The organism is Desulfogranum marinum, from assembly GCF_963675105.2.
Lineage (GTDB): Bacteria > Desulfobacterota > Desulfobulbia > Desulfobulbales > Desulfobulbaceae > Desulfogranum > Desulfogranum marinum.
Map to the genome: position 1 here is coordinate 2,002,145 of NZ_CAXXRO010000004.1, position 18,091 is coordinate 2,020,235.

At 43.7% G+C, this 18,091-nt stretch carries 16 protein-coding genes and 1 tRNA gene; 7 read left to right on the forward strand and 10 right to left on the reverse strand.

Annotated elements, in window-relative coordinates; genetic code table 11:
• Positions 1-72: 72 nt before the first annotated feature.
• The gene (locus ACHZCY_RS17520; RefSeq protein ID WP_205223389.1) at positions 73-1,854 is read right to left on the reverse strand and encodes a putative Na+/H+ antiporter; all 1,782 of its coding nucleotides are present in this window, start codon (positions 1,852-1,854) and stop codon (positions 73-75) included.
• A 292-nt stretch (positions 1,855-2,146) separates the two neighbouring features.
• Here ACHZCY_RS17520 and ACHZCY_RS17525 point away from each other — a divergent pair, with 292 nt between their 5' ends.
• Together ACHZCY_RS17525 and ACHZCY_RS17530 are read left to right on the forward strand one after the other, a co-directional pair.
• Positions 2,147-2,296 (forward strand): hypothetical protein, encoded by a 150-nt coding sequence (locus ACHZCY_RS17525; protein WP_319549832.1) that lies wholly within the window; start codon positions 2,147-2,149, stop codon positions 2,294-2,296.
• A gap of 190 nt (positions 2,297-2,486) precedes the next feature.
• Positions 2,487-3,245 carry an amidohydrolase family protein gene (locus ACHZCY_RS17530; protein ID WP_319549833.1) on the forward strand — a complete coding sequence of 253 codons (759 nt, stop codon included), beginning with the start codon at positions 2,487-2,489 and terminating at the stop codon, positions 3,243-3,245.
• Positions 3,246-3,290: 45 nt separating this feature from the next.
• Here the strand turns inward: ACHZCY_RS17530 and ACHZCY_RS17535 are convergent, their stop codons facing one another.
• The 3 genes from ACHZCY_RS17535 to ACHZCY_RS17545 are packed head-to-tail and all read right to left on the reverse strand — an operon-like array spanning position 3,291 to position 4,651.
• Positions 3,291-3,716, reverse strand: a complete 426-nt coding sequence (locus ACHZCY_RS17535) for a DUF294 nucleotidyltransferase-like domain-containing protein (protein WP_319549834.1) — start codon at positions 3,714-3,716, stop codon at positions 3,291-3,293.
• On the reverse strand, positions 3,706-3,915 hold the full coding sequence (locus ACHZCY_RS17540) for a CBS domain-containing protein (RefSeq protein WP_319549835.1): 210 nt from the start codon (positions 3,913-3,915) through the stop codon (positions 3,706-3,708). Before ACHZCY_RS17540 ends, ACHZCY_RS17535 begins: the two co-directional genes overlap by 11 nt.
• Before the next feature lie 40 nt (positions 3,916-3,955).
• Complete coding sequence (locus tag ACHZCY_RS17545; protein ID WP_319549836.1) at positions 3,956-4,651, reverse strand: cyclic nucleotide-binding domain-containing protein; 696 nt, start codon at positions 4,649-4,651, stop codon at positions 3,956-3,958.
• A 194-nt stretch (positions 4,652-4,845) separates the two neighbouring features.
• Between ACHZCY_RS17545 and ACHZCY_RS17550 the strand changes: the two genes are divergently transcribed.
• A complete protein-coding gene (locus tag ACHZCY_RS17550) occupies positions 4,846-5,187 on the forward strand; it encodes a hypothetical protein (protein WP_319549837.1) in 342 nt (113 codons plus the stop codon).
• 235 nt (positions 5,188-5,422) lie between these two features.
• On the opposite strand, the gene ACHZCY_RS17555 is transcribed toward ACHZCY_RS17550, so the two are convergent.
• Positions 5,423-6,322, reverse strand: a complete 900-nt coding sequence (locus ACHZCY_RS17555) for a DMT family transporter (RefSeq protein ID WP_205223395.1) — start codon at positions 6,320-6,322, stop codon at positions 5,423-5,425.
• Between the two features lie 199 nt (positions 6,323-6,521).
• Positions 6,522-6,899 carry a response regulator gene (locus tag ACHZCY_RS17560; RefSeq protein WP_319550232.1) on the reverse strand — a complete coding sequence of 126 codons (378 nt, stop codon included), beginning with the start codon at positions 6,897-6,899 and terminating at the stop codon, positions 6,522-6,524.
• A gap of 120 nt (positions 6,900-7,019) precedes the next feature.
• Between ACHZCY_RS17560 and ACHZCY_RS17565 the strand changes: the two genes are divergently transcribed.
• On the forward strand, positions 7,020-8,387 hold the full coding sequence (locus tag ACHZCY_RS17565) for an ISNCY family transposase (RefSeq protein ID WP_319549838.1): 1,368 nt from the start codon (positions 7,020-7,022) through the stop codon (positions 8,385-8,387).
• A 176-nt stretch (positions 8,388-8,563) separates the two neighbouring features.
• Here the strand turns inward: ACHZCY_RS17565 and ACHZCY_RS17570 are convergent, their stop codons facing one another.
• Positions 8,564-10,843 carry a cache domain-containing protein gene (locus ACHZCY_RS17570; RefSeq protein ID WP_319549839.1) on the reverse strand — a complete coding sequence of 760 codons (2,280 nt, stop codon included), beginning with the start codon at positions 10,841-10,843 and terminating at the stop codon, positions 8,564-8,566.
• A gap of 796 nt (positions 10,844-11,639) precedes the next feature.
• Between ACHZCY_RS17570 and ACHZCY_RS17575 the strand changes: the two genes are divergently transcribed.
• Entirely contained in the window at positions 11,640-13,208 is a 1,569-nt protein-coding gene (locus ACHZCY_RS17575; RefSeq protein WP_319549840.1) for a serine hydrolase, read from the forward strand.
• A gap of 454 nt (positions 13,209-13,662) precedes the next feature.
• Here ACHZCY_RS17575 and ACHZCY_RS17580 read toward each other — a convergent pair whose 3' ends face one another.
• From ACHZCY_RS17580 to ACHZCY_RS17590, 3 genes are all read right to left on the reverse strand, one after another.
• Positions 13,663-15,024, reverse strand: a complete 1,362-nt coding sequence (locus ACHZCY_RS17580) for a mechanosensitive ion channel family protein (protein ID WP_319549841.1) — start codon at positions 15,022-15,024, stop codon at positions 13,663-13,665.
• 371 nt (positions 15,025-15,395) lie between these two features.
• Entirely contained in the window at positions 15,396-15,572 is a 177-nt protein-coding gene (locus ACHZCY_RS17585) for a DUF6538 domain-containing protein (RefSeq protein ID WP_394713448.1), read from the reverse strand.
• Positions 15,573-15,725: 153 nt separating this feature from the next.
• Positions 15,726-15,801 (reverse strand) — tRNA-Ala (locus tag ACHZCY_RS17590).
• A 228-nt stretch (positions 15,802-16,029) separates the two neighbouring features.
• Here ACHZCY_RS17590 and ACHZCY_RS17595 point away from each other — a divergent pair.
• Both ACHZCY_RS17595 and mreC read left to right on the forward strand, forming a co-directional pair.
• Positions 16,030-17,067, forward strand: a complete 1,038-nt coding sequence (locus ACHZCY_RS17595; protein ID WP_205223399.1) for a rod shape-determining protein — start codon at positions 16,030-16,032, stop codon at positions 17,065-17,067.
• A gap of 144 nt (positions 17,068-17,211) precedes the next feature.
• A complete protein-coding gene (gene mreC, locus ACHZCY_RS17600) occupies positions 17,212-18,066 on the forward strand; it encodes a rod shape-determining protein MreC (RefSeq protein WP_205223400.1) in 855 nt (284 codons plus the stop codon).
• The last annotated feature ends 25 nt before the right edge of the window (positions 18,067-18,091 follow it).

Sequence of the window (18,091 nt, forward strand, 5' to 3'; positions counted from 1 at the left end):
ATTAGTAGGGCAGATCCGGGCCTTCAAGTAACACCCGGGAAGCTTGTCAACCCGGATGTATTCTTATCGAGTCTATAAGAGTAAAAAGCAGAGAGCCATAACCAGTGTCGGTACAAAAGCGTAGATTAGCAGGAGTAGCGGGGATATACCGTTGCTGAAGTAATCTTTCAGGAGTGCCTGCCCTGCTGGATTCGGGGCGTTTGCAATTACAGTAAGTCCACCTCCGGTAACTGCACCTGCTACCACCGCGTATTTCAGACTATCGGTGAAACCGGGGACCAGGGTACTCAGATACGTTATGGCGGCATTATCGTTAAAGGCTGTAAGCACGGTTGCACTCAGCATCAGAGGCAGTTCGTGCAGGCTGCCAAGCACAGGGCCTATCCACCACCCCTGCAGTCCGCCGTGAATGACCAAGCCACCCAGAAAAAAGCCTACAAGTATAGGTGATTTGAGATTAACCGTGTTCTGAAAAGGCCATGTAACATGGGAAAAGCCTATAAAAAAGAGCAGGCCGGATACAAATATTGCCGGGTAATGGGCAGTCGTAATAGTCCAGACCATAAAGCCCACATGGATGGCCGTAATCCAACCCGGAACATCACCGCAACGTTTATCCCAGTTGGGGTCGATAAGCTTTGGTCTTTTGTCTCTGGGGAGTAACCCTGGTACAGAGACACACATTTGCTGGGTCTTGAGGTCTTCAAATTCCTGTTCAAAGGTTTCTTCAAGAAGAGTACAATCTGTGTTGTCGAGGCAGTTACACGCTGTTAAGGTAGACTCTTTCGCAGTACTCTTAATTCGCTCAAACTCTTGTTGTAAATCATGGCCTATGCGCTCCTCAGCCATTTTTAAATCTTGTTTAAGAAAATCGCTGTGGATATATTTTTCCCTGATTTCATTTTTGAGCAGGGAGAGCATAAAGTTCTTTTCCAGGCCGGCAATTTCTTTTTTAAACACCCAAAAGACCATGGTGTTGGATATGAGAATACCAATAACAGCCTTCCAGCCGAAAGTAGTGAACATGAAGGGAAGATTCCAATCCCAGGAAGCCGCGACCATGAGTACCGGTGGGGCGGCAAAATGGGTAAGCGTTCCTCCTACCGAGACATTGACAAAAAGCAGGGCAATGGTGGCATATTTAAATTTATTGCTTGGTTTTAATTCATAAAATTTTTGTGCCAATAGCATCGCAGAAATTGTCATGGCAGCCGGTTCTGTAATAAAAGAACCCAGGATTGGCCCCAAGGTCATGATAGTTAACCACCACGCCGCCAATGTACCCTGAAAAACTCCGGCTATTCGGCTCATAATATTTTCCGATAGTTTCAGAATAGGGCGGGAGGATGCCAGCGTCATGATAACCACCACAAACATCGGCTCTGTGTAATTGACGCCACTTATATAATTGACAAAGGTATGCCAGTCATAGAAGAAAATAACAGCAGCCGTAAGCACCACTGCCCAGAGACCAAAGATAACCTCAACTTCTCCAAGAAAGTGAAAGAGCTCTGCAAGCAGATGGGTAGAGCTTTCTGATGCACGGCCAGACTCGATCTCTTTTTGATGCTCTGCCTTCCACTTATGCGCATAATAAAGGAATTTACTGCTTAGAAATGTATGAATAATAGCAGCCAGAAAAATGAGACTAGCCACCAGGTTAAACGGGGTGTGGCTGATGCGATGTTTAAGAATAGCTCCTATGCCGACAATGTCAGCATCATGATAACTTGCAAAGCTTGGTGGGAAATTAATAGCGGCTTCATGTGATTCCGGGCCACCTCCTCCCGCATAGACAGAGGTCGAAAGCAGCAAAAAAAATAAAAAAAGGATGATTTTTGCACACATTTTCATAAACTTCCTTCAGCTTTTTTAGTCGTTTTTTGTGAAAAGCAGATAGCGTACTGTAGGGTATAATGTAAATAATCTCATATGTTCAGTGGGATAGCCTATCCAGTTTATACTTTTTTGACAAGAATAATACAGGCGGTGTGGCTAAAGATAGGCAAAGGTTTCAATCGTGGATTCTGAAAATGAAAAGCAGGTTTTATGCCATCTTACCCGATGAGATGCCTGCTGAGTATGTGGGGCAATTTTTCAGGAAAATCTGGCCGACCTTTTGCTTCTCAATGGTGACTTACGTTCCATGGCTCTGGGCAAAAGATTCTCTTGGGCATTTGGCCGGCTTGATTTATGGATTCCGCTTGCTTCTTCTTCTGTAACTATTCAGCAGCACCCCACGGAGTCTGCGCTTACCTCTCTCCACGATCTGCCCGCTCAGCATACCGATGTATAGCTAATCGGTCAGCTTGTGAACATTTGGAGCACTGCTGAACAGTTACATTTCGGGGTAGATTGACAGTTTTTAGATCTTCGCTGAATAGTTACCTTCTTCTTTTATTAATTGGGGGTGTCTTGAAAAAATATTGTTACCGGGTTCAGGCTCAAGATAGGTATTGCTACAATTAAATTATGCGGAGGAAAAAATGATTATTGATGCGCATGTGCACTGCGGCATTCAGGACAATTCTCCACCACAGGCTTTGCAGGACTACCTAGACTATAGCAGCGGTTCCGGTATTACAGGAGCTGTTATGTTTCCTCCTGTTGCCGAGATCTATGATCGCTGGGATTATCAGTTTGAAGATACTGTCTATTGGCAGAAAAGACGGCAGCGTGCCAACGAATATCTCTTGTATATCGGTACAGATGATTTTCAGGTATTCCCTTATTTCTTTATCTGGAACGATTTTGCAGTTGAGCAGATAACCATGGAACATAAGGGGATCAAATGGCATCGCCACGATGATGAGCCGGAGTACCACTATACCAGTGAATTGTGTGAAAAGGCGGTGGAGGAAATCAGGAGACGGAATATGCCGGTGGTATTGGAAGAGGAGCTGGCTAATACCCTTTGCTTTATTCAAGAGATTGCCCCAGGGGTCAAGGTTATTATTCCTCACCTGGGCGGCCTCAATGGTGGTTATGAAGCCATTAAGGCTAACGGCTTGTGGGCACTGCCCAATGTTTATGCCGACACCGCTTTAGCCGCATCACATGAGATGCAGGATTATATTCACCATTATGGTACCGAGCGATTGTTTTTTGGTTCGGATTTTCCCTTTGGCGATCCAAAAAACGAATTAAAAAAAGTCTTGCGGCTGAAGGTCTCAGAGCGGGAAAAGGACCGTCTTGTTGCCGGAAACATTCTTGATTTGCTGGCCACAAGTAATATCACCAGGTAACTAGTCACAGTACAATCTAAATGTTCGGATAAAGTCTTTTCAGTTTTATCCGCGCATCATCCGTCTTAAGTTGCCAATGGACCTGCGTCTGCCGGTTGTTTCGATCCAGTCGCGGAAGCGGTGCTGCCATTCTGCCCGCGTTTCCCTCCATTCCGGGTTTGTTGCCATTATGCCGCCCGCGCATTTATAATATCCGCACCTGGCCAAACCGTCACATACAAATTCCGCAATGTCGCTGAAGTAGGCGCCGTGCTCCTGGGGATTGTATGCGTTAACAAGCATAAGGCCATTATCCTGGTCAGTAACAAACAGCTGCTCATCCCGGGCCATGGATCCAAACGTGAAAAAAAAAGGAAAAGGAGGAGGGCCCAATTGCTCCTGGGCCAATTCAATGTGTCGCTGCACAAAACTTCTGCCGATAACGGCCATTGCGGTGCCAACCATATGAGAATTGGCATCTTCACTGACCATGCGGACAAAGCTGTCTTTTTACCTGGTGGGACAATGCTTCAAGATCTTCGACCAAAGGTTGTTGAAAGATAGAGTTCACCAACAGCAGACTGTTTTGTGACTCATAACGAACGATATCGGTTAATTCTATGACACCAACAGGCCACCTGTCTTTCATGATGGGAAGATGCTTGATACTGCATCGTAACACCATCAGCATGGCCTCGTACACATATGCGTTATGATCAAGGCTCAATCAGCTATGTTGTCATAACCTCGGCTACTGGAGTATCGTACGGCAGCCCGGAAGCCAGAATACGAATACAAAGATCCCTATCCGTCAGGATACCGATTATCTGCTTTTTTCGGTTTTTCTTTTCGAACTCGCTTCTTTTTTCCCCGACCATGACCGCAGGCACATTCTCCTCTGCCATTTTTTGAGCGGCAAGCTGAATGGTGGTCTTGCCTGATATTATAACCGGTTCGCGAGTGAGCAGGTCTTTCACCTTGACTGTTGTCAGATCATTATCGCCGACAGTAGTGACGACCTGATGCAGCCGGGTACTGTTTTCAAGTTCTACAAAGTCTGAAAAATCTTCGTTTTTCGAGCAAAAATCATGAAAAATATCTTCAGGTAAACCATAAACCAGCGTGTCTTCAATTGCTTTTGCTTGCAACCGAACCAGATTGTTCATCAACAATCCCATCTGACCGAACAGATCCCCCTGTTCAAGGCGATTATATAACTTGCCGTTGCTCTGGTATATTTCGACAGCTCCACTTCGAATCACATAAAGATGATGGATCCTGTCTCCATAGCGCAAGATATCACTGCCTGCCTGGTAATAGGCAACCTCCATCGACGACAATGCACAATTTACAGATTCAACAGGCAAAGTATCAAAAGGCGGGTATTGAATGAGGAAGTCCCTGATTTCAAATAACTCCATATCCATCAAACGTAATCGTCACAGTTTTGAAACTGAGAACTCTCCTAAATAATTGATTAAAAACAATTTCATCCATTGAAAGGGATTGCAATTTCCGCAGTAATTGAGCTTATTATCATGCGTACCCATGTGTTGCACCGCTGCGGAAAAAGAACATATACATATTGCCGACCAAATAGCAAATACAGGATGACTAAAAAATGTTTGTAGAAGATCATGTAGAGTTTACCGGATTATCGGGAAAGACCTATACATTTGAGGTGTATCCTAAAAGTGCTCAGCTTCCTGAAGCCGGCGGTATTTTTATTGTTACGTATATGCATCCGCGTGGTCATCGAGCTGGATTCAAGGTAAATTCTCTTCACGTTGGAGTGGCTGATAATCTTCATGCAGCGGTACATGCTCTCAAAACAGAAGAAATGCTTTTGAAAAAATGCTGGAATTATACCTGCATAATGAACCTTGATACACCTGTTACAAGAGATGCATATTGTGCTGACCTGAATGCGCATCTTTCGTTGGAGAAGGAGAGAGGGGACTGATTGCCTGTTTCGGCAATGTTAAATATGGTATGGCCATGGAAGCAAGGTTGTGCCTGAATGAACAATTTCCCCGGCCGTGAACATTTTTGATATCTAAGAATCAGGACCGGGAAGAGTCTAAAATTTCAACCCTACGTTCAGTGATGAGGTCTGTAAAGAGTATGTGCTGTCCAGGCTTAAAATAGAACTTGGACACAATACCCTGGGGTAAAGAGGGACTAACCTTAAACGACGATTAGCCTTTTTTGCGCTGTAAGGGTAAATTAAAGAGCAACAGGCCGGAGAAAATGAAAAAAATTCCAGCGATATGATAGGTCTGAAAACGCTCTTCCAGGAAAATCATGGCCAGTAGAGCAGTAAAAAGTGGCAGTAGATTGATATAGAGACCAGCGCGATTTGCGCCAATTTCGTAAATCCCCCGATTCCAGCATAAGTAGGCAAGAATGGATGGAAAGAACGCAAAGTAAATCAGGCTGAGAATAACCGATTGTGACACTACCCAGGGAGGCTCTGATTGTATTTCCCAAAGGTAAAGTGGTAACAGGAAGACAACACCAACAGCAAAAGTCGCGGTTAAAAAACTCAGTGGGTGAATATCCGGCCGTTTGCGTAGCAGAGCTGTGTAAGTAGCGTAAAGAATAATTGCCAGCAACATAATCAGATCGCCGATTACAAATTCCAGATCCTTCAGTCTCTGCATGTCGCCCCGTATAATAATATAGCCGGCTCCGCCAGCGCAAAGAGCGATGGCAAACATCTGCCTTAACGTAATACGATCACCAAACAGAAGAAAACTGATCAGGACAATAATAGCCGGCATAATGGATTGAGTAAGTGAAATATTAATAGCTGTGGTCGTGTGAGCTGCCGTGTAGAGAAGAACATTGAATGAAGCAATACCTAGCAACCCGAGCAGAAGAATGGTTTTCCAGCCTTTTTTTATTTCGGGCCAGTCATTGCTTACATAGGACCACGTGAATGGGATCAATACCGATAAGGCGATGGTCCAGCGCCAGAAAGCTAAGGTGATCGGTGGAATTTGGTCGGCAATAAACCTGGCCAGGGTTGCATTCCCCGCCCAGAAAAAGGGGGGCAAAATCATCAGCAGGTAGACCCACTTTAAATTAGGTTTCATATCGGCCAAGGTTAAGGTTATCATATTGAAGGTCGAGACATTTTCATATTCCCTTCACTGAAAGTCTTGTCTGTATGCGAGCCCCCGTTGGCAAGGGAGCATTATATTTACAGAGGCGCAAGTTTGATCAGAAGAATTCTCGTTTTATTGCCAGAGGGAAAATAGTGACAGACCGTACACAGAATTTGCAGTCGAGATCCTATATTTTATCTTCCAAAACCTCCCGTATTGTTCTGGACAATTCCTCACGCAGTATTGGTTTTGACAAAAAAGCTTTGATGCCGATGGCATCGGCTTTCTCCCGAGTGATTAATTCACTGTACCCTGTACACAGTATGATGGGTGTTTGCTGCCTGATACTCAATATTTTTTTTGCTAGATCCATTCCGGTCATTTTGGGCATGGTCATGTCTGTGATAATCAGGTCAAAGCTTTCTGGTGCGGCACTAAATGCATGAAGCGCTTGCTGACTGTTTGAAAATGCTGATATCTGATACCCGAGATCTGTTAATGATGTTCTCATCAGGTCCACAATCATCTGGTCATCGTCAACTAGTGTCTGTCCGCGAGAAGCTATTTATTTGATTTAGTAAGAGAAAATCGCCTTTTAAGGGGTGCTCTTTTTAGGATTTCTGGTAAAGTTTTTTTAGTAAGTCGCTAAAATTACTTGATTAACTATTTCCGGAAATCGAAAAAGATGCGAAAAACTCACAATCAACAGCTACCTTTAGCAGAGGCTGCCCCTGACCACCCCAAGGCGAAAGAGTTGGAAAAGATCAGTGATATACTTGATGAAAACACTATCATATACGACCTGGTTCTACAAGATATTGGCTCATTAACGCAAAAGAGCGATGCTAAAAGTGGAGCCTGCGGTATGACTGCAGAGCAGGTGATACGCGCCGCATCCGTAAAACAAATAGAGGGCTGCAGTTATAGAGAATTGGAATTTCGCCTGGTTGATTCCAGGGCGTATGGCCTTTTCTGTAGAATCCCATTTGGGAAACATTTTAAAAAATCAACGCTGCAAAAAACAATCAAAGCTATATCCGAAGCCACATGGGAGGAGATCAACAGGGTGTTGATCGGCTATGCCCAGGATGCAGGTATTGAGAAAGGCCGCAAGGTGCGCGTAGACTGCACCGTTGTCGAAACCAATATTCATGCACCCTATGACTCTGAATTGCTTTTCGATTCTGTTCGTGTTCTGGCCAGACTTCTTGATGACGCGAAAACAAGGCTGCCAGGGATCATGTTTTCCTTCCATAACCATCGACGGGCGGCAAAACGACGGAATCTGGAAATTACAAATGCCAAGAATAATGCGGCAAGGCAGAAGCCATATAGAAAACTTATAGAACTCACAGAGAAGACAATAGGCTACGCAGAAAAGGGGGTGCGTAGTTTACAGAATTATGTGGGAAGTTCCATAATTGAACAAGCTTTGGCAAGCGGTATTTGCAAACAGTTGCAAGAATATTTGCCTATTGTTCGTCAGGTAGCGTGCCAAACCAAACGCAGAATTTTTGCTGGTGAATCTGTTCCGGCCCTGGAAAAGATTGTTTCAATCTTTGAGCCGCATACGGATATTATCCGCAAGGATCGCCGAGACACCTATTACGGTCACAAAATTTGTCTTACCGGCGGCGCTTCTAATCTCATTCTTGACTGCGTAGTACTTGACGGCAATCCTGCGGACACTACGTTGACCGGGTCAATGCTTGACAGGCAAAATGATATTTACGGACGCTATCCTTTGCAGGCGTCTTTTGACGGCGGTTTTACATCTCAAACGAACCTTAAGGAAGCAAAGGATAATGGAGTTAAAGACGTCTGTTTTTCCAAGGGGCGCGGGCTCAAGGAAGAAGACATGTGCCGAAGCAGATATGTTTATAAAGGATTACGAAATTTTAGAGCAGGGATAGAATCCGGTATCTCCTGGTTGAAGCGAAGCCTTGGCCTGACTCGTTGCACCTGGAAAGGATATGAGGGATTTAAGAGTTATGTGTGGGCGTCGATAGTCTCTGCCAACCTGCTTACCATAGCGCGTCAACAACTGGCTTAACAGCCAGTTGTTTGGCGGGATTTCTCTAAACAGAAAGGACAGGTGCGCTTAGATTTTGGTTTTTGAAGGAATTTTCATATGACAAGCTGAAAAAGACAGCAAGAGTTTGCTTGTCTCATGAATCGATTGTGTTCGCTGGTACGACTGGCAGCGACCGCCTTTGAAAAAAATGCCATTTATGGACAGACACCAACTAAGAGGATTCGTTCAATTCCAGTCTGTAGGACAGTATCCGGTTGTTCGGCCTTGTTTTGGATATCATTGTCGATTTTGGGAAAGAAAATGCATACACTGGTTCCTTGGCCTGGTTCACTGTAAACCTTAATTGTTCCACCACAGTTTTGTACTATCCCGTGCACTACAGACAGCCCAAGTCCGGTTCCTTCGCCGATTTCTTTGGTGGTAAAATAAGGATCAAAGATTTTGCTGAGCGTGGCTCTATCCATCCCGTACCCTGTATCACTAACTTCCAGTCTCAGATACGTTCCTGAGGACAGTGCCACTTCAGAATATGTAAAATCTTCTTTCAATATTGTTCGTTCAGTTAGAGAAACTTTCAGAATTCCGCCCGACTCCCTCATTGCATGATAGGCGTTGGTGCAGAGGTTCATGATAATCTGATGGATCTGTGTTGCATCTGCAAGGATTGTCCCGGAATCTTTTGGAACATCCTGTCTGATCTCTATCGTCGTGGGAAGAGATGATCGTATAAGTTTTAGTGCTTCCTTGATTATAAAATCTAATTGAATAGGTTTTTTGTTCAGTTCTGATTGTCTGCTGAACAAAAGAATTTGGTTCACCAGATTCTTTGCACGGAGTGCTGCATTTACAACCTGGCTCTGCATCTTTCTCGTGTAATCATCAGGGGGAAGCCTTTTCTGGACCAGTTCCGCATAGCCTAATATAGCAGACAAGATGTTGTTGAAATCATGGGCGATGCCGCCTGCAAGCGTCCCCATGGCTTCCATTTTATGGGATTGGGCGAGCATGGCTTCGAGCTTCTCTTTTTCTTCCTCAGCTTTTATCTTTTCTGTCAGCTCGATCCCTGTGCCGACAATATAACTGTCACCAAAGTACTCTATATGTTGAGTCATGTATAAAATCGGAATCAATCTGTTGTCTTTGGTTTGGGTGTAAAATTGAGTGGTTAAGTTCCCGGTTTTAAGGAGTTGTTTTATAGCACTGTTTAAAGTTGGAATATCAGCAACATCGACAAAGGTGGTGATGGGAGCATCTTTTAATTCATCTGGAGAATAACCGAGTATTTTCACATATTGCTCATTCCATTTTTTCATTACATATTGTTTACCTTCAAGCTTAAACAGAAAAAATACACCGGGTAGACTTTCGATGAGATGATTAAAAAATGCTTTTTCTTTTATCAAATCGTTTCTGACCTTCGTCTGTTCGCTTACATCCCTGCCTTCTGCCAGAAGTGAAATGATATTTCCCTTTTCATCACAGATAGGGGAGAGGTTGAAGTCTACGTTAATTGCGTCTTGTTTATCATTTTTATGAATACCTTCAAAACGGCAGAATTTCCCTTTTGAACTGGCGTCGATTGCTTCGTGTAAGCGATTTTTTAATTCTTCTCCTTGCCACCAGGGAGTTTCACAAAAGGGCTTTCCAAGTACATCTGTTTCGCCCTTGGCTATAAACCGCAAAGCAGAACGATTAACCTTGGTTAATATGCCTTCAGGTGTAAGTGTTTCGATAAACTGAATGGTATGGTTAAATATCGCTGAAAGCTCACGTTCCGCTCTGTGCAACATCATGTTTTGTATGTGGATTTCTTTCATTGAAGCCCATACCAAAGCGAAAGTAAGACTCAGTAAAATAAAAGTTAAGCCAACTATTTTAATGACATAGCTGAATTGGCTGTTACGAATATCTGTCATATACTGGCCGGTGCCGATGTAACAATCTAATTCATTAATACCAATGATATAGGAAATTTTTTCTTGAGCAGATACCTCTCCTGGTCTTTGGTAATGATACGATACATACCCTAGCCCTTCTGGTGATTTTGCAACATTTATTAAAGTTCGTATAATGTAAACGCCATGGGCATCTTTCAAGTCCCACATATCAGTCATTTCTTTTTCAGGTTCAAAGGGTTGGACCAGCATGATTCCGTCATAGGAGCTCATGAAAATGTAATTTTCACCAGTATGGTCATTGTAGATCATCGTTCTAATGAAGTTGCGAACCTGTTGAAGAGCATTATCCTTAGATATTTTCTGATTACGGTAGTCTACGAGTATCGGTTCAATGGAATTTCTGGCAATCTGAACAGCCTGTTTGAGAGAAATCAGTCTTTGCTTTTTCGTTTCGCCCATGTATTGGTTGGCAAGATAACCGGAGGAACAGGCAAATACAAAGCCAAGGATCAGGCCGATACAGATTATTTTTAATCTGGCCGGCCTTAAAATTGATTTTTCACCAGTAACACTCATATTTCCCCTAGATACCTTCAGCCCACAAATAGATTAGTTGATTTTGAAAACATGTACTCCGAATTATTAGACGATAATTAGACATTTTAATCAAATCAGATCCATATAAAATGAAATAAGTAGGGTGGGCGAAATCGATATCGTTGGTATATTTGTAATATTATTAGTGGATTAGGCCTGGTGGGTGGGGTGAAGGTAAGCGTGGGGCGTTGCTAAATAGTTACTATTTTTTTTTACTCGCTTCTCCTGGTTGACCTCGATGACAATACAATCATGATAAACAAGCGGCTATATCTCGTCCAATGAGGAACTAACCCGAATTTCTCATGAACATTGTGTCAACCTGTCAAATTACAAACAATCTTTATATGTTATACAAACTAAGATGAAGTTGAAAGTTTTTCACAATGTTCACCAAAGGTCAGTCCATCCAGCACCATTTTCTTCAGTATTTTGGCAATGAATATAGGCTACTATGATTCATTGCCAAAAACTTTGAAACTGGCGCTGCCTGAACTGATGAGAAATCCAGGCTAATCGACAATATGCTCTATGTAGCTATGGCCACGCTATCGACTACATGAGTTTGGTTCTTTTTTATAAGACCAATTGTATTTCGTTATCAATAATGCTAACCATCTGTTACCCTTTATACGGCAATGAATTTACATCAGAGGCTGATCTGGTATACTCTGATGTATACAGAAAACGCATCCTCTACGCTTTCAACTCAATATTTATAATAATCATGTCTTTTTTCTTTCGTATTATTCCACTCCTCGCGCTTATTTGTACTATGAGCTTGGTTTCGACAGACCAAGCTAAAGCAGATACACAGAAATATGACCTGGTCTTTGCCTGGGACAAGGACCTCAACAGCGTCCTTGATTATAAAGAGGAACTGGAAACACTTTTTGAGCCGGATATCAGCAAGCACCTTAAAATTGTAAAAAGAGACAATCAGTATGGTGTGATTTATGACTGCAACGCCTCGCTCCAGGCTATCCTTAAAGTGATCGTCAAGCATGGCGCAGTCCTGCAGGAAGCTGGACTGGACCAGGCTTTTGCCGTCCAGGACAAGGGGTATCATGAGCTATTTAATGTCAGTTACGGCTATGGACCCAACTTGGACGCCATGAAAAAAAACTATCAAGTAATATATACATATCTTGGGAAATCCGTAGGAAAAGATCTCTATATCGAACAGGATGAGAAAGAGAATTATATGCTGGTCTACCGTCGGAACGGAGATCGTTCTTCGACTTTGGTCGTGGCCAAGCGGCACGGTCGTTTGCTTCGTAAAAAAGGGATAAAAACAACCATCACGGAGGAACTCAACAATCAGGTCGTCTATGGAGAGTCCACTTATCTCCATGGAGAGGAAGAGATACAACCAGCAAGCAAAAATGAAGAGATTGCAGTGCTTCCGACAATTACCGCGCAACAAACTCCTTCGCTGGTTGTATTGCGACCTGAAAAGTTAAAGGTCGCTATCCATGGAAATGCTGCCAAGGCATTAACCCCGGAAGCCATAGCTCCAGTTACAAAACCACCCAAAACCACTGCTGAACTTAGTAAAGCCTCTAGTTCCCATATCGAAAAGAAAATTGAGAGGTACATCAAGCAGTTACGCAAGAAAGGTAAAATTCGTGGTGACGAAAAAACCGGTTGGATGGTTTATGACCTTAACCGTGATATCAGCCTGGTTGATATTAATGCCGACCAAACGTTTCAAGCGGCAAGTATGATTAAGCCTTTTCTTGCACTTGCTTTTTTTCACGAGGTTCGTCAGGGTAGACTGATATATGGTCCTGAAAGCAGGAGAAAAATGGAGGCCATGATTCAACGCAGCAGTAATTCAGCAACAAATTGGGTCATGCGGCAGATAGGTGGCCCTGCCACGTGTCAAAGGCTATTGACACGCCATTACAGCAACCTGTTCAAACAACTTCATATCGTTGAATATATACCCCAAGGGGGGCGTACTTACCGCAACAAAGCACTCCCATCAGATTATATACGCTTTCTTCGAGCTCTATGGAACAAAGAGCTTCCCAATAGCAAAGAAATACGTCGGCTCATGTCTCTCCCCGGCCGAGATAGACTTTACTATGGGACACCTATTCCTCAAGGGACGCTGGTTTACAATAAGACAGGAACCACTGCCCATCTCTGTGGCGATATGGGAATTCTTGCCCCTAAAACTAAAAATAGTGAAAGGTTCCCATATGCGATAGTCGGCATTATTGAGCGCAGCTCCCGTCCCTCTAATTACAAACAGTGGATGCAGTCCCGCGGCGGCGTAATCAGACAGGTTTCCACGCTTGTTTATGAAGATTTAAAAAAGAAGCATACACTGCGATGAGCATCGTTAAAAAACGTTTCATCACTCCGGTGTAAACTTACTGCAGCGAAGGTCAGGGAGTAAGCAGGGTGTCTGGACGTATCAACCCTGAACAGTCCTTCTTCGAATGTAAACAGGCATCAGCTTCTTAAAATATAGATATTTGCATTGGCAGCGGCAGTACACAGCTGGAAAGAAATCTGGTGTCGGAGGTCGGAGGTCGGAGGTCGGAGGTGGTACTACTTTTCAACTATCGAGCCAAATTGTTGAACCTGTAGTCTTCGTGATTTGTCTTCCGTCGAGCGATTGCAACGTGTGATGCAACGAAGTTAAATACACCCGTCAAGCGGATACGGATAAAATGCCGTCGTATCAGTGTAGGACATAATATCAGACGATTTTTTACCTGGTGTTTTGATAGTGCGATGTATGAACAAACAATGAATTAAACCATTATTCAGGAGAGCATCTCCTCTTATCTGTCCACCAATAATTGTAGATGTGGGTATGGTATATCTATATCCTCAGCCTGAAAGCGCTGGACAACTTTTTCATAGATTTCCGTTCGAACTGACCCTACTCCACGTTCAGGGTCTGCTATCCAAATACGAAGTTCCATGTTAATTGCACTGTCGCCGAGTTCCGTGATCCGAACAGACGGAGTCGGCAGCTTCAATACGCGAACACATTCCATACTGATGCTTTTCAGAATCTGACCAGCCTTTTGAAGATCTGTTTGATACGAGACCGAAACGGGAATGCCAATGCGAACCTGAGATGACGAATGGGTAAGGTTAGTGATGTCATTGGTGATGAGTTTTTCATTAGGAATAATATGCTCGACTCCATCTCTTGCCATTACAGTTGTATAGCGTGATTTTACCGCTTTTACCTCGCCCCAATAACCTCCTAAACCTATTACATCTCCTGGTTTGACGGCTTTATCCACTAACAGAATTAATCCGCACACAAGGTTTGAAAATACATTTTTTAGACCAAACCCCAAACCTAGTCCAAATGCGCCTGAGAAAATAGTTAAAACACTTATATCTAATCCGAGCAGATCGAGTGCTATCGCCGCCACTAAAAACCATGCAACTGCTCTAACGAAAAAGACAAGAAGTTGTCGAGCCGAATGACTAACATCATTTTCTGCTTCTAATTTACGATCAATCCATTTCGTTGCTGTCTCAGAGAGCCATAAAAACAATACAACTAGAAAGATTGTACCAATAATATCCAGCATATTAGTATGTAGGCTACTGACATCAACTCGATGAATTGTCAGCCATCGAACAACAACACCGAGCACTCCGCCAAGGTACAACGCTGAAATGCTCCAGAGAAGAAGAGCGAGTATCTTCACTCGAAATGAATTAGAAACAATGGACGTGACCACACGGATGACCACCCATGCACCAGCCAGATTTGCAGCCAGTGTCAATAACGTATCGTCAATGTTCAACATGTTTGTCATCGTTACCAAAAGCAGCAATAATACATACACCGACAGATGGAACACTACAAGTGATAGCGACGAATATAGTCGACGTAAAGCATGGCTTTTAATGGATGACTCGTTAGATGCAAGCTTAAGCAATCTCCCCCTAGATTTTTTTTGAATTACGATGGCTATGCAAACGACAACTGCGATAACAGTCAACTCATACAAAGAATCTATTTCAAATAAATGTTCCTGCAACCAATGCCACATGGATGACAGAGTGAAAAGGACCATCTTCATCCCCTGGAGTTGGTTCAGCACATCGCCCCAGCTAATTTCTACACTATCACTTGAAATACGAAGAATAGACTCAGTTTTTGTCAGTGAAGCCATCTTTATTACAGTAAGAAGAGGTATTCTAGGAAAGATGAGAGAACCATGATCGGATTATACAGGGATGCAGTGGTAAAATAGTGAAAAGGGGTGATTAGCTCCAAGTATTATCTGATACATAGACATTACAAACATGCCGTGACTGATCAAGATAACTGATGGAAAATAAGTTACGGGTGTACATCTTGTCAACGTATTAATTCTGCAGTCAAAAAAAGATATGTGAATAGTAACCACTATGTTTGTCAGGCATCGAATGGGACACAGAAAAATATGCGTCCTTCTCAAAGCTGATGCTAGAAACAAATCATTCGACAGCTTTTGCTTGTGCTATCCATGTTATATCAATTGAGCCGATAAGAAAGCAAACATTAAGGGGCTTTGTCCCGTGCAGTACGAATAAAATGGAAGACTCCCTGGATGTACTCAAGGATAGGTGCAAGATATTGTCTTGCCGTCCAGAGAGAATGAGTCTTCAACGAATATTTTAAATCAGGTTTGTTGAGAACAGGCTGGATATCATTTGGAACACGATATCTGAAATATATGAGACCAGGGGAGACTGCTGGAGATTCTCTGGTAGGTGCAAAGAAGAAAGGCCCATATTGCCTCCTCCCGTGTGTACGGGATTGTGTACAATATAGGCCCTATCTGCTGTCTATCTCTAAATAAATTAATGGTTACTTAAAGTTAGACGATATTGGTGGAGCTATGCGGGATCGAACCGCAGACCTCTTGACTGCCAGTCAAGCGCTCTCCCAGCTGAGCTATAGCCCCGTAACGATTAATTGAGCGATTCTCTACCATGTATTGGGGATGGCTGTCAAGATTAATTGTTTCTTTTTGGTCTGGTAAACCTTAGACGTTGCCAACTACAAGTACAATTGGTAATGTGCCATGTTCATTGTTGATGCCGATAAAATAAAATACTTCCCGGCACAAAGATCTCGTAAAGAATGCTGAATAGGCAGTTAAAAAATATCTCATTTTATAGGTGATTTCGGAATGTTTTCTCCGTTTAATTTTCTTTTTGGTTGGATGTCCAACGATCTTGCGGTTGACCTTGGCACTGCCAACACCGTTCTTTATGTGAAGGGCAAGGGCATCGTCCTTCGCGAACCATCGGTTGTGGCTGTTCGTCGTGATCAGCGCGGAAGCCGGGTGTTGGCTGTGGGTAGAGAGGCCAAGGAGATGCTGGGGAAGACTCCAGGTAACATCGCCGCTATCAGACCCATGAAAGATGGTGTTATTGCTGATTTTGAAGTGACCGAGGCCATGCTTCGTTATTTTATCAACAAAGTACACAATCGAAGAACTTTGGTGCATCCCCGGATCATCATTTCCGTTCCTTCCGGTATCACTCAGGTTGAAAAACGTGCTGTGCGTGAATCTGCGGAATCGGCAGGGGCCCGCGAGGTGTATCTGATCGAGGAGCCCATGGCCGCCGCAATTGGTGCTAACCTGCCTATTACAGAACCGACCGCTAACATGATTATTGATATCGGAGGTGGTACAACCGAAGTAGCTGTGATCTCACTAGCGGGTATTGTCTATGCTAAGTCTGTGAGGGTGGCCGGAGACAAGATGGACGAATCGATTCTGCAGTACATCAAACGCAAGCATAATTTGGCCATTGGTGAGCGAACCGCAGAGGAGATAAAGACAACTATCGGCAATGTGTTGCCTGAAGAGCCATACGAAACCATGGAGATCAAGGGACGTGACCTTGTTTCCGGTATTCCCAAGACATTGACCATAACATCCAAGGAAATTCAGTCCGCCATTGCAGAGCAGGTCGATGTCATTGTCGATGCTGTACGAGTGGCGCTAGAAGTAACCCCCCCGGAGTTATCAGCAGATATTGTTGATCAGGGGATCGTGCTTACCGGTGGTGGTGCGTTGCTGAAAAATCTTGATAAGTTATTGAAAGATGAAACAGGTATGCCGATTATCGTTGCTGATGACCCACTTTCTTCGGTTGTGCTTGGGTCCGGCCAAGCTTTGGATAATTTGGAAATTCTCCGTGAAATTGCCATTGATTAGTCTGTAGCATTCTCATAGTTACGATGCGTGTCATTGGTTGTTACCTGCCAGTTGCTGTAAGCAGCTGGGGGTACGGCCGGGCATGCAATGTGTACTGATAGCCGGCCTGCTCTCGTTATGGGGACAGGCGTCTTCTTTTTTCCAATGCGTAAAAAAAGTACAAGGAAATCAAACAGCCGTTTTCGGTTATTCAGGTTGGTCATTTTTGCCGGCTTGATTATGACTTTGGCATTCATTTTTCTGGTGTCCACCTTAGGCAATCAGAAATTTGGTGGACTGCATAAACTTGTCCTTGAAACCACCGGACCTGTTCAAGAGGTAGTCACCTCCGGCGTGAATTATCTGCTTTCTTTCAAGCAGGGGTATCTCGAAGTACTGGGTGTCCGCGAGGAAAATAAGCGGTTATGGAAAGAGTTAAAGGAATGTCGGGCGTTGTTGCATAAGAGTAGGGAAGCCATGGCAACCAATGCTCGATTGAAAAAATTACTTGCCTTTAAGGATGCAGCTGATTTCCCAGTTGTTACCGCATCGGTTATAGGGAAAGATCCTTCGATGTGGTTCCGTTCTCTTATTATCGATGCAGGGACCAACAGCGGTGTCGTTAAAGGAAGCCCAGTGGCTAATAGCGAGGGGATTATCGGCCAGGTTATTACGGCTTCTCCCAGTTACTCCAAAGTGCTGTTGGCCATTGCTCCTTCCAGTGCGATTGATGTTTTACTGCAGAAGTCCCGAGTCCGTGGCGTTCTTAAAGGGTCTGGCAAGTTAACTTACCGGCTTGAATATGTATTGAAAACCGTTGAAATTGAAGAGGGAGACGTTGTTGTTACTGCCGGATACGGCGGAATGTTTCCCACTGGAATGCCGGTTGGGGTGGTCTCAAAAGTGATACGCAAACGACGCGGCATGTTTCATGAAATAGAAGTGACCCCTTCTGTTGATTACAAAACACTCGAAAATGTATTTGTTCTGCAGCGCAACGAATCGGCTGTGGACGAGTAGTTGTGTGCAGTCTTGCCGTTTTCCT